Genomic DNA, 12,942 nt, shown 5'->3' on the forward strand with positions numbered 1-12,942 from the left:
CGCTAGGTTTTTCATGGGGCTATACATAATCTCTTGGCCAACTAACAACCAAGTTACAGGATAGCTTAATGAACATGATACAGCGCGCCAGTCGTCTGGCTTTGCCTTTGTTTTCGCTGATCGCCTTAGCAGCCTGCGGTGGCAGCTCTGGTGATAAAGCCGAAGACGGTTTTAATCAAGGATACGTGCAGTTTTATAATGGTGCTGCCAATAGCGCTAACAGTTCTTTGACCGTAAACGAGCAGGCTGCAGGTGCAGCTATTTTTGGCGATGCATCCAACATGTTGAGTGTTGAGCCAGGCAGTTACAAATACCAGATTAAAAATGCTACCAGTTCAGCACTGATTAAAGAAGCAGATGTCACGCTGAATAAAGGCGATAAAACTCTGCTTTTGATGGCAGGTGATGCGGCGAACCCAAGCATTCTGACTTTAACTCACAAGCGTGAAGAAAAGTTTGATGACCAATTCCGGGTTTTTGTAGCTAACTTATCCTCAAATTACGATAAAGTGGATATTTACACAGCGGCTGAAACCGACGATTTCAGCAAAGCAACTTTGTTAGAGTCTGTTTCTGCTAAAGAAATTACTACTACTGGCAAAATGCTGAAACGTGGCAAATACAAACTTTTTGTCACCACTGCTGGTAGCAAAACACCATTTTTTGAAGCCACAGCTTTTAACTTCCAATACACCACAAGCTATGTGATGGTTGTACGTGACAAGTTAGGCCCTATGGTGGATCAGGTGTCTCTGGATATCATAGGTAACTCGACCACTGTCGATGCTTTAGAGCACCGTCTGGCTAAAGGCCAGGTGCGTATCTATAACAGTCTGGATAACCAACAAGGTCAGATTGCAATCAATAACTTACCTGTTGCTGACTTGGTGCAGGACACGTTGACAGATTACATCCAGTTGGATAAAAACGATTACAGCATTGCTGTACTTGATCAAAACAACGAGTTGCTGTTAAACAATGTGCTGCTGACGATTAATGCAGGTCAAAGCAAGTCAGTCCTGTTGTTCCGTGACGCAGAGCAGAAAGTAGGTTTAGTCAGCTTTACAGAAAAGAACCTGCCACAAATTCATGAGCATGAAATCAACGTGGCCAACCTGGTACCTGATTTTAAAAACCTGCATTTCTATTTTGTTCGCCAAAACGAAACTATTGAAAGCGCTAAGTTTCATGTGAAAGCGCTGGATTTTAAAAAGTACGCCACTTTAACCTTACCAACAGATTTCTATTCCATCTCTTTGGTTCAGGTTGCAGAAAATGGCACCATCAGTCTGTTAGATAAAACAGACACGCTGCAACTGGAAACGGGTAAAAACTATATTCTGGCGGCTGAACCATCTACTGTTGCGCCGAGTGGTTTTAAAATCACGCTGGTTAAATAATTCACTGGTAGTGAAGTTGTAAAGCCAAAAACGGCCACAGGAAGTGGCCGTTTTTTTTATGTGCGCAGTTCGTAATGCGCTGGTGAGGCATCGTTATCTGTTTCAGTTTTGAAAGGGCAGCAATACTGCTTTTGAGCTATAGCAGTGGATTAGGGGGAGCCTGCTGGTCATGTTGACCATTATATAAAAACGATGAGTATTGATTTTATCTCAGGCAAAAAAAACCACCCTCTAAAGGATGGTTTTGGTCAACCGGAGCTAAGTCTGGTTAGAACTTTCTGCTTAGAACTTCCTGGCTAGAACTTATAGTTCCACTGCACAGCTAATACCTGAGCTTTATTGCGGTAGGTGGCCTGTACACCTGAGTTATAGATACGATCGCCATTGGCGTTGTATTCATGCTCATCAATACTGACTTTGTTCATCCACATATAACCATAAGCAAAATCAATACTTTGCTCTGCAGTCAAGGCCCAGTTGGCACCCCAGGTCCACCAGATGCGGTCTGCAGTTGGAACCCGTGCTGTTTTATGACTGCCACTGATTGGGTTTTCATCGTACGCCAGACCGGTTTTTAACGTCAGCTCGTCGTTGTACTGCACTGTAGTGCCGACAGAGAACGACCAGGTATCCTGCCAATGCTCAGGGATGTAACCAATATAGCCGGCCTGGTTCAGGTTCTGTGGCATCTGAGTGCTTAATGAAATGCTTGGAGTGTCATCGTCGCTGACAATATCAATAGACTCAAAGCTGCTCCAGCCAGTCCAGTTCACGCTGGCTTGCACAGATAAAACATCGGTCAGTTGCTGATCGACACTAAAAGCGAGGTTGGCCGGAGTGGTTAAGTCCAGTTTACTTTGTTCCGACAAATAGCTATTCGACGCCAGTTTGCCTGTCGCTAAGCTGACTGCTGGTAAGTTAGCACCTACCACAATAAAGTTCGGATTACCTGCCACGTTTGCGCCCGTGATAGGTGTATTGGTTATTTCAGAATCACCTTTTAAAGTGTATTTCACTTCTGAGTGGTAGACCAATGCCAGCTTGGTTGAACCTAAATCGCCATGAAAACCGACGTTATAACCCGCGGCTACATCATCACCATTCACTTCATAATGACTGTCACAGTAGGCAGCGTTGTAAACATTTGCGCCATATAAACCATTGATATTGGTGCCCAGTTCACATAAACCTGAATGGTCTTTGTATTTGGATAAGGTACCTTCAGCGTAGTTGATGTTTAAGCCAAGGCCAAAAGACCAGTCCTGGCTCAGTTTGTAAGCCACTGTGGGTTGCATAGCAACTACTTTAATTGAAGTCTCATCCGCAAAATAACGGCCAACCCAATCGTTTTGGTAGTCAGATGACAAACCAAAAGGAGCGTAGACACCTATACCCCAGCTTAAATTGTCAGTGAAGTGGTCGCTGTAAAAAGCAAAAGGCACCAATTCAGATAAAGTCAGTTTGCCTGAATCACGGCCTGTCACCGGCATACCATTGGCACTTTGCGCCGATGCATCATTGTAACGGGTTGTGGCATGGATCAGGTTTACACCACCAGAAAATTGAGCGCCTTTGAGTTTTGTTAAGGCTGCAGGGTTAGAATAAACCAAAGAAGCGTCGGTGATTTGAGCGCCGCGACCTGCGTAGGCATTGCCAGCTGCACTGACAGATTGTTCAAATAATTTATAGCCTTCAGCAAAAGCAGACTGACTGACCAAAGCAAGGCTGATTGCTAATGGTAATGAAGCTTTTCGTAACATTGTTTTTGTACCCTGTAATAAATTTCGCGGCATTATAGGGGGGTAGGGCCTTAGAGTACATGCTCTAAGTCTGGCAAATTTTGCTACTGGTCGGATCTTGCTTTGACTAAAAAGTGGTGGAATTAGCTAAATGCCAAAAATGAACTCAGGCTGATTTTGTATTTTTTGTATTTATCTTATTGTTTTTAAATGGATTTATTTTATTTTTTCGAAATGGCACAAGGGATGCAATCCCATTTCAACTGATTCGACTTTGAATGTTTAAGGATAAATTATGAAAACCCGCTCATTGCTCGCTACTGCTGTCACTACTGCTTTATTGGCCAGCTCTTTGGTATTAACAGGTTGCGGCAGCGCTGAAGGAAGTCCGGATGCTGCGAAAGTGGAAGCTGTCATCAGCATCCCTGTAGAAGCCGCTTTAGTCAGTCGTGGTGAAATTAGCAGTCTGTACCGCACCACCAGCACCTTGGAAGCCAAAGAAGATGCTGAAGTGAATAGCAAATCAACAGGTATAGTGCAGCAGCTGTTTGTTGAAGAAGGTGATGTAGTCAAAGCGGGCCAGATCATGGCTATCCTGGACACCGAACGTCAGCAACTGAACTTAGCCAAAGGTAAAGCTGAATTAGGCCAGTTAAAAAGTGAACTGGCCCGGTTAGAAGCTATGTATCAGAAAAAACTGGTCAGTTTTGACTTATACGATAAATTAAAATGGCAGGTTGAATCTTTATCTGCTTCGGTTGCTTTGTCTGAGCTGGCATTAAAAGAAACTCAGATCATTGCGCCTATCAGCGGTGTGATTGCCCGTCGTCATGTCAAAGTAGGCCAGTTGATCACTGAATACTCATCCAAAGCTTTGTTTGAAATTGTGTCACAAGAGCGTTTAGAAGCCGTGATCAATTTGCCAGAGCATCAGTTACCCCGGGCTAAAGTAGGTCAGGTCGCGCACTTACATTTTGCTGCTCTGCCAGCGAAAGAAGCCAAAATTATCCGCATCTCTCCGGTGGTGGACGCAGCCACTGGTACAGCCCGTGTCACAGTTGCTGTAGATAACAGTGACCTGACATTAAAAGCCGGTATGTTTGCTCAGGTCGAAGTGCAATACGACGCCAAAGCGGCAGCCCTGTTAGTACCAAAACGTGCCGTGATGGCGATGGACAACAGCAGTTCAGTCTTTGTGGTGAACAAAGATGGCAAAGTAGAACGTAAAACCATCACGACAGGATATGAATCCGACACTATGTTTGAAGTAGTGGAAGGTTTAACTGAAGGCGAGCAAGTGGTTACTGCAGGCCAGGCCAGCTTAAAAGAGCAAAGCCCGGTTCAGGTTATTGCGAAGAGTTAATTCAATCTCCCTCCATGGCAGGGCGCAAGCCCTGCCATTACGCCCTCAGTAATTGGAGTTGCAGCGCGACGACAAGCGATAGAGTCCCCTGAGCATAGTTGTCCTATGTGATTGGGGCGAGAGAGTGAAGTCAACAAAGCTGCGGCTTCAAGTACGACGGGCATAAAACAACTAAAAAAATATCTGGAGATCTTCTATGAAACTAGTGGATACAGCCGTTGCACGTCCGGTCACTATGTGGATGTTCACTTTAGGCATTATGTTATTTGGTCTGGTCGCTATGGGTCGACTGGCCGTCAATTTACTTCCTGATTTGTCTTACCCAACTTTAACGATCCGTACTGAATACGCAGGCGCAGCTCCGGCCGAAGTCGAGCAGCTGGTCAGCAAGCCGATTGAAGAAGCTGTGGGTATTGTCAAAGGCATTCGTAAAGTGCATTCGGTGTCCCGCGCTGGCCGCTCGGATGTGATTATGGAATTTGAGTGGGGCTCAGATATGGATCTGGCCGGTCTTGAAGTGCGCGAGAAAATCGATGTGCTGTACCTGCCTTTAGATGTGAAAAAACCATTGTTGCTGCGGTTTAATCCAAACTTAGATCCTGTGGTTCGTTTGGCCTTAAGCCGTGATGAGAAAAAAGATTTAACGCCAGCTCAACTGGTGAGCTTACGTACTTTTGCCGAAGAAGATTTACGCCGCCGTTTAGAATCCTTAGCCGGTGTGGCAGCAGTGCGGCCTGATGGTGGTTTAACTCAGGAAATTCAGATCTTAATCGACAATGAAAAACTCAGTCAGTTAAAGCTGGACATCAGCACCATCAATCAGCGGTTAAAAGAGCAAAACATTAACCAGGCTGGTGGTCGTTTAGAAACCGGTAGTCATGATTATTTAGTTCGTACCATTAACCAGTTCGCTAATCTGGACCAAATCCGCAATTTGTACATTGCCAAAGTAGGTGAAAGCCAAATCCGCTTGTCAGACATCGCCGAAATACGTGACTCTTTTGTCGACCGTCAAAGCATTACTTATGTGCATGGCAAAGAAGCCATTGAAATTGCGATTTACAAAGAAGGCGATGCCAATACGGTACAAGTGGCTAAAACTGTGACGGCTAAACTGGAAGACTTACAAAAAAATCTGCCAGCTGGTTATCAGTTGACCTTAGTGTATGACCAATCCACCTTTATCAAACAAGCCATAGACGAAGTGAAATCGGCTGCCTTTGAAGGTGGTATTCTGGCCATGCTGGTGCTGTATTTATTCCTGCGTAATGTCTGGACCACGCTAGTGATCTCCATTTCTATTCCGTTATCAGTGATTGCCACCTTCAACCTGATGTATGCGCAGGATATCAGCTTAAATATTATGAGCTTAGGCGGTATAGCCTTAGCTATAGGTATGCTGGTAGATAACGCCATAGTGGTATTGGAGAATATCGCCCGTTATAAAGAACAGGGCATGGCGCCTATGGAAGCGGCAAAAAAAGGTGCCAGTGAAGTCGCTATGGCTATTACCGCTTCAACCTTAACCACAGTGGCGGTATTTTTCCCGCTGGTGTTTGTTGAAGGTGTGGCAGGCCAGTTGTTTAAAGATCAGGCTCTAACAGTCACTTATGCCTTATTGGCGTCCTTGCTGGTGGCTTTAACTCTTATTCCTGCCATGGCGGCCCGTGAGCGCACATCTTCGACCTCCACTACGTCAGGTGCCGCAACTGAAGCAAAACCTCTGTCTATTAAGCCATCGCGCTGGTATTTATGGCCGCTGGTGCCATTTCACCTGCTGTATCTGGCTGTACGTTTTGTATTTTTAGGGTTGTTTACTCTGCTGACTATCCTGTTTCGGGCTTTGTCTAAAGCTCTGAGTTTTATTTTTAACCCACTGCTGAACATAGTGCAGGCTTTTTTACGAGCTTTGGAATCAGGTTACCGCGCTGTATTAACTGCAGCCTTAAAAGCCAAAGCTTTAGTACTCTCTGCCACTATAGGACTGACAGCACTGATTTATTCGCTGATCCCGGGTTTAGGTTTTGATGTGATCCCAAGTATGAGTCAGGGCGAGTTTTATGTGGAAGTTCAACTTCCTGTAGGCAGCGCGATAGAACGTACTGACAAAGTATTAAAACAACTGGCGGACGTCGCTTCACTGCAACCTGAAATTGATCGCAGTTATGCACAAGCTGGTACTGGCCAGCAAATGACTGTGGATCCAAATGTCGGTGGCAGTCATTGGGGCCGCTTAAATATTATTTTAAAAGATAGCGCTACGACAGCGGATGAAGAGCGTTTAATCCAGCTGTTCCGTGATGCGGTCAGCACTATGCCTGCTCTTACTGCAAAAATAGACAGGCCCCAGTTGTTCAGCTTCAGCACTCCGCTGGAAATAGAACTATCAGGACATGATTTAACCAGCTTAAAAGCGACCTCAGATCAACTGGCCAAAGCTCTGGCAGCCAATGACAGATTTACTGATATTAAAAGCTCGTTGCGTTCTGGTCAGCCGGAAATCACCTTACATTTCCACCACGACCGTTTATCTCAGCTGGGTTTAACAGCTGCTGATGTATCTAAACGGGTGGCGAATTATATTGGTGGCGAAGTTGCGGGCCAGTATTCGATTAACGATCGTAAAGTGGATATCCGCGTGCGTTTGGCAGAAAACTTCCGCAACTCAGAGCAGCAACTGTCGCAAATTATCATCAACCCAAATAGTGAAAAACCACTGCCATTATCTGCAGTAGCCGACATTAAACGTGAAGTAGGGCCAAGCGAAATTACCCGTATTGGTCAGCAACGTGTGGCTTTGGTTAGCGCTAATTTAGCTTACGGCGACTTGGAACAGGCCACCGCAGAGGCCAAAGCTGTATTGGCACAACTGACGCTGCCTTATGGGGTTGGTGCCACTATTGTCGGCCAAAGTGAAGAGATGGAACGTTCGTTTAACTCCCTGATTATGGCTTTGTTGTTAGCGGTGTTTTTGGTGTATCTGGTGATGGCGTCGCAGTTTGAAAATCTGCTGCAACCTTTGCTGATTTTATTTACCGTACCTTTGGCTGGTGCTGGTGCTGTACTTGGCTTGTGGCTGACGGGTACTCGTGTTTCTGTGATTGTGTTTATCGGTCTGATCATGCTGGCCGGTATAGTGGTGAACAACGCCATAGTACTGATAGACCGTATTAACCAACTGCGGGATGAAGGCATGGCTGTGTCTGATGCCATAGTCGAAGCAGGTGCAACCCGCTTACGTCCTGTATTGATGACCACCTTAACCACAGTGCTGGGCTTATTGCCTATGGTACTTGGCAGCAGTGATGGTGCAGAAATCCGTTCTCCAATGGCTATTACGGTGATTTGGGGCTTAAGCCTGTCAACGCTACTGACTTTGGTATTTATTCCAGTGCTGTATCGCTTGAGCGCGCGTGACGTGCAACCGGCTAAGGAGTAAAACCATGGATCATAAACCTTTAGCCATCACCCGTTTTGCCTTAACCCGGCCTGTTACTTTATGTATGTTGTTTTTGTCCTTGCTGGTGTTTGGTCTAATCGCCAGCCGGATGTTGCCACTGGAAAAATTTCCTGGCATCGACATACCTGAAATTTATGTGCATGTGCCATATCCAAATGCCACACCCAGTGAAACCGAACGCTTGATCACCAGACCAGTGGAAGAAGCATTGGCAACAGTGACTGGCATTAAAAAGATGCGCAGTTTCTCCAAAGAAGACGGTGCTGATATTTCGCTGGAATTTAACTGGGAAGAAGACATCAATACCAAAAGCATTGAAGTGCGTGAGCGTTTAGACAACATGCGTCATTTGCTACCACGAGACGTGGAGCGGGTGATGGTGTATCAGTTTAATACCAGCGATATGCCTATTTTCCAGCTGCGTATTTCCAGTGACCGCGATTTAGCTATGGCGTACGACTTACTGGAACGTGTGATTAAGCGCCCGTTGGAGCGGGTGCCTGGTGTGTCTAAAGTGGAGCTTTATGGTGTGGATAAACGTCAGGTGACTATTCGCCTTGACCCACAACGTATGCGTAATTTACAGGTCGATCCGGTGCAACTGGTGCAGTTGCTGCAGGACAGCAACTTTGCGATGACAGCGGGCGAGCTGCGTAATCCAAACGAAAGCATTCTGGTCAAACCCGTCGGTGAGTTTACCAGTCTGGATGAAATCCGTGCTTTGCCTATTCGTGCCGGTTTAACCTTAGGCGCAGTGGCTGATGTGATGCTGGAGCTGCCAAAACGTATTGAAGGCCGGCATTTACACCAGACTTATGCGGTAGGGATGAACGTATTTAAAGAGTCGAATGCGAATCTGGTGGATGTATCCCGCGCTGCCATAGCTGTGGTGGATGCTGCGGGTAAAGATCCGGCTTTTAATGGCATTAACTTATTCCTGATGGACGATACCGCTAAAGGCGTTACTGACTCTTTGTCGAACCTGTTAAGTTCAGGTGCTATGGGTGCTGTATTGTCTTTTGGTGTGCTGTATTTGTTCTTGCGCCACATCCCAACCACATTAGTGGTGGTGTTGTCTGTGCCTGTGTCTATTGCCATTACTTTGGGCGCCATGTATTTCCTTGGTTACAGCCTGAATGTGCTGAGTATGATGGGCTTGATGCTGGCAGTCGGTATGTTGGTGGATAACTCTGTGGTAGTGACCGAAAGCATATTCCGCGAACGTGCTGCCGATCCTGATATGAAAAGAGCCACAGAATTGGGTGTAAACAGGGTTAGTCTGGCCGTGCTTGCTGGTACTGCGACTACTGCCATAGTGTTTTTGCCTAACATTATTGGCCAGAAAGTTGATGTGACTGTGTTTTTAGAGCACGTTGCTATTGCTATCACCATAGCCCTTGGTGTGTCTTTATTAATGGCTTTAACCTTAATTCCGCTTTTGACCACAAAAATTAAGCAAATCCATAGCAGTGATAATGCACAGCCAAGCAAGCTAGATAAATTTTATGGCCGTTGTTTACGTTGGGTCATGGCTTCGCCTAAAGCCGCAACCGGCATCGCCTTTTTACTGCTGTTCAGTATCGCTATTCCGATCAGCCAGGTGTCTGGCGGTGATGATGATGACGGCGACAGCAACAGAGCCTTTCTGAACTACAACGTGCAGGGCAATTACAACCTGGCTGAGGTAGAGCAGGAAGTAAACCGGATGGAGGCTTATCTTTACCAGCATAAAGAAGAGTATGAAATTGAGTCTGTGTACAGCTATTACACCGCCAATCATGCGATTTCGATCATTATGTTTAACGATCCGCTGGTAAAGCCAGTCTCTGAAATTAAAGAAACTATCCGCAAAGGCTGGCCACAACTGGTGCGCTCACAACCCAGTTTTGGCTGGAGTGATAACGGTGGTGGCATGCAGGTGCATTTATCTGGCCCGTCGACTGAAATGCTGACCAAATTAGCAGCTGATATAGTGCCTGTGATTTCGCAAATTAAAGGGCTGGAAGACGTGCGTTCTGAAATTGCCGATGGCCAGTTTGAAATGCAAATTCAGCTGAATAACGAAGAGTTACAACGCCAAGGCCTGGATGCAAGCGAAGTGGCGCAAGCTGTGACATTAGCATTACGTGGCACCAACTTACGCACCTTCCGCTCAGACGAGCAGGGCGAAGTGCAGCTTAGAGTGTTGTACGATGAAAAAGTCAGTCATTCGCCCGCTGAATTGGCGGCTATTCCGGTGCTGGTGAAAGACAATGTTGTGATTACCCTGGCTCAGGTGGCTGAACTGAAAGTGGAACCACTGTTGTCGGAAATCCGCCGCTTTAACCGTCAGACTACGCTTGCCATTGGTATGAATATGAGCAAAGACCTGACGATGGATAAAGCCCGTGAAGAGCTGACCAAAAGATTAAATCAACTGCAGTTGCCAGCGGGTTATGCCTGGTCTTTTGAAGGCAGCTTCCAGTATCAGGATGAAGCCCAGGGCATTATGCAAATTAATATGTTGCTGGCTGTGGCTATGATTTATCTGGTGATGGCAGCATTGTTTGAGTCCTTGATTATGCCAACAGCTGTGATTGGCTCATTGTTGTTCTCTTTCGTTGGCGTGTTTTGGGCCTTTTTATTCACCGGCACTTCTATGGGCATTATGGGCATGATAGGGATGCTGGTGCTGATGGGCATAGTGGTGAATAACGGCATAGTGCTGGTGGACCGTATCAATCAGCTACGTAATGAAAGTCCTGATGCAGAGCTGGTGCCATTGATAATTGAAGCCTGTGAAGCACGGTTACGGCCTATTCTGATGACGGTATCCACCACTGTATTAGGCCTGTTACCGCTGGCTTTTGGTGATGCAACCATAGGCGGCGACGGCCCAAGTTATGCGCCTATGGCCATCGCTATCATTGGTGGTTTGGTATTTTCAACCTTAACCAGTTTATTGCTGGTGCCGTTAACTTATTGGGGCTTGATCCGCTTCAATATCCGCTGGTCCGGCTTTTTGGGCAAAGCCAGAGTACTGGCGAATAAGGTGATTACTGCGCCTTAGTCGCTTCGTTGCTAGTTTGAATCTGCCGCTCTTCAGTAGTTGGTGAAGGTGGCAGCGGAAAAGCCATAGCGCACGCAGACTCGCCGTAAATATATCCCTATAGGCTCCTGTCCAAGGGGGCCGGGGTTTTGCAGAGCAAAACCCGTTCAGTCGGCAGCAAGTCAGATGACTGACTTGCTGAAATCCCGCCTTCACCATGCTGGACAGGGTCTGCTAAGCACCATGGCTTTCCTCGCTTTGGCTGCTTAGTCCTCTTTAGACCGCAATTCCAATCTTCAGTCGATTCAGTTTGAATAACTTCAGTTGTCTGACTATAAGTCAATCGGATAACCGCTTAGTGCCAAAAGCGGACATTGTTGTGACTGAAAATAGTTAAACGCGGCCTCTGCTTCCTTATGCTCTCGCTACCTAAATCCGTAACTCAGAACGCCTGGGAAGTGTCTATTTTTTTTGCGGCGATTCAGTCGAAACTAATCAACAATAGTTACTAGTGATCTTTGTAATAGCCTATTGTAAAAAAATCGTGTTGGTTGTAGTTTGTTTAAATTAGGGACTTAAAATGGTGTTAGCTGCCTTAGCTATACTGATACTCCCACAGAATATGCATTAGACAAATGTGTTTGACCGATTAGATTAATTCAAATTAGAATGGAGATGGCTTTGCGGTTCAGAGTCGCTGTGTCAATCAGGATGAGCTCAATTCCCGAGCGTAGACCCCTAGAAACCAGTGAAAAAATTCTATTACAAACGGTAGAAACCTGAACTCTAGCCCCAACAACCAATGAATAATGTCAATTTTGTTTTTTATCATCCTCATTTAGACCCTATTTCTGATAGAACTTTAAGAGCTCTTCTAAAAAAAATATCCACTATCCTCAGAGAAATACAATATCAAGAAGTTTTTCACCTGATAAACATAAGCGATATTTCCCCTTCAGAAAAGCAATCGATGCGAGATCGGGTAAAAGGCCCAATTAATCATATTGATGCATACTACTTACAAAAACTCGAAAAGGGCAGTATAGAAATAACTATATCTTTAACTGCTTTTGGGATTTGGTTGTTGCAGCAGACGATAGGTGAGTCAATTAAAGAAGCTTGGTTAAAGAGTGAAATGCACAAGAATCTTGTTTCTTATCTGAGTGGAGATGCCAGAAAAGAAGTTTTGGATAGAAATATAGATCGAGTTTTAGAAAATTGGACATTCGATAATTACCTAGTGGAAGACGTAAGTAAAACAACTGATGAAAAAGGAGATATTAATGTACGCGTGGTTCTCGGTACGCCATACGAAGTACAACGCCGCATTAATGAAAACAAAGTACCAGTCACTTTAGAAGATATCATAAAAGAATCTGAAAAAGAGATTGCTAAACTAGATGCCCAGAATGATGATAAAAATTGAAAAATGCTCGCAGGACTTTTTAACATGAGTATCAAAGGGATTCGTCATGGCTAATAGTATGTATAAAATGTTTCCTGGCTATTTCAAAGAAAGTGCCGCCAGCTACACCACAATATGGAAAAGTGCAGTTTTCGTATTTGATGCAAACATTCTGCTTAATTTGTATCGGTATTCTGTAGAAACTAGAGATGAGTTTTTACGGGTACTTGAAAGCTCCAAAAGCCGTATATGGCTTCCTCATCAAGCAGCTGAGGAGTATCTTCGAAACCGACATTCAGTTATTGGTGAGCAAGAGAAATCATACAGTGATGCGATAAGTTCGATAAAGAACTTAGAAAGTAAATTCGACAACGCTCGCCAGCATCCATTTCTGGAACCTGAATCACTGAAAAAACTAAAGGATATGTTCGGTTTCATAAATGAAGAATTGGAGCGCAACAAGGCAATCCATACCGACAGAATCAACGCAGACGAAATACAGGAAAGACTTGCGAATATTTTTGACGGTAAAATTGGACGTCCATAA

At 45.2% G+C, this 12,942-nt stretch carries 7 protein-coding genes; 6 read left to right on the forward strand and 1 reads right to left on the reverse strand.

Features of this window, described 5'->3' with window-relative positions:
- The first annotated feature begins 68 nt into the window (after window positions 1-68).
- Window positions 69-1,400: a DUF4397 domain-containing protein gene (locus LSG34_RS12945; RefSeq protein WP_233009516.1), complete on the forward strand. Its 1,332-nt coding sequence runs from the start codon at window positions 69-71 to the stop codon at window positions 1,398-1,400.
- A 296-nt stretch (window positions 1,401-1,696) separates the two neighbouring features.
- Here LSG34_RS12945 and LSG34_RS12950 read toward each other — a convergent pair whose 3' ends face one another.
- Window positions 1,697-3,160: an OmpP1/FadL family transporter gene (locus LSG34_RS12950; RefSeq protein WP_233009517.1), complete on the reverse strand. Its 1,464-nt coding sequence runs from the start codon at window positions 3,158-3,160 to the stop codon at window positions 1,697-1,699.
- A gap of 274 nt (window positions 3,161-3,434) precedes the next feature.
- On the opposite strand from LSG34_RS12950, the gene LSG34_RS12955 reads away from it, so the two are divergent.
- The 5 genes from LSG34_RS12955 to LSG34_RS12975 all read left to right on the forward strand — a co-directional run bounded on the left by LSG34_RS12955 (window position 3,435) and on the right by LSG34_RS12975 (window position 12,942).
- On the forward strand, window positions 3,435-4,502 hold the full coding sequence (locus LSG34_RS12955; RefSeq protein ID WP_233009518.1) for an efflux RND transporter periplasmic adaptor subunit: 1,068 nt from the start codon (window positions 3,435-3,437) through the stop codon (window positions 4,500-4,502).
- A gap of 196 nt (window positions 4,503-4,698) precedes the next feature.
- Complete coding sequence (locus LSG34_RS12960; protein WP_233009519.1) at window positions 4,699-7,941, forward strand: efflux RND transporter permease subunit; 3,243 nt, start codon at window positions 4,699-4,701, stop codon at window positions 7,939-7,941.
- A gap of 4 nt (window positions 7,942-7,945) precedes the next feature.
- Window positions 7,946-11,011 carry an efflux RND transporter permease subunit gene (locus LSG34_RS12965; protein WP_233009520.1) on the forward strand — a complete coding sequence of 1,022 codons (3,066 nt, stop codon included), beginning with the start codon at window positions 7,946-7,948 and terminating at the stop codon, window positions 11,009-11,011.
- Window positions 11,012-11,792: 781 nt separating this feature from the next.
- A complete protein-coding gene (locus tag LSG34_RS12970; RefSeq protein WP_233009521.1) occupies window positions 11,793-12,416 on the forward strand; it encodes a hypothetical protein in 624 nt (207 codons plus the stop codon).
- A 46-nt stretch (window positions 12,417-12,462) separates the two neighbouring features.
- Window positions 12,463-12,942 (forward strand): PIN-like domain-containing protein, encoded by a 480-nt coding sequence (locus LSG34_RS12975; RefSeq protein WP_233009522.1) that lies wholly within the window; start codon window positions 12,463-12,465, stop codon window positions 12,940-12,942.

The organism is Rheinheimera faecalis, from assembly GCF_021290965.1.
In the GTDB taxonomy this organism is placed as follows: domain Bacteria; phylum Pseudomonadota; class Gammaproteobacteria; order Enterobacterales; family Alteromonadaceae; genus Pararheinheimera; species Pararheinheimera faecalis.

Excerpts from the sequence above, each read along its gene's own strand:
- LSG34_RS12945 (WP_233009516.1), top strand. The coding sequence starts at position 69 with ATGAACATGATACAGCGCGCCAGTCGTCTGGCTTTGCCTTTGTTTTCG.
- LSG34_RS12950 (WP_233009517.1), bottom strand. The coding sequence starts at position 3,160 with ATGTTACGAAAAGCTTCATTACCATTAGCAATCAGCCTTGCTTTGGTC.
- LSG34_RS12955 (WP_233009518.1), top strand. The coding sequence starts at position 3,435 with ATGAAAACCCGCTCATTGCTCGCTACTGCTGTCACTACTGCTTTATTG.
- LSG34_RS12960 (WP_233009519.1), top strand. The coding sequence starts at position 4,699 with ATGAAACTAGTGGATACAGCCGTTGCACGTCCGGTCACTATGTGGATG.
- LSG34_RS12965 (WP_233009520.1), top strand. The coding sequence starts at position 7,946 with ATGGATCATAAACCTTTAGCCATCACCCGTTTTGCCTTAACCCGGCCT.
- LSG34_RS12970 (WP_233009521.1), top strand. The coding sequence starts at position 11,793 with ATGAATAATGTCAATTTTGTTTTTTATCATCCTCATTTAGACCCTATT.
- LSG34_RS12975 (WP_233009522.1), top strand. The coding sequence starts at position 12,463 with ATGGCTAATAGTATGTATAAAATGTTTCCTGGCTATTTCAAAGAAAGT.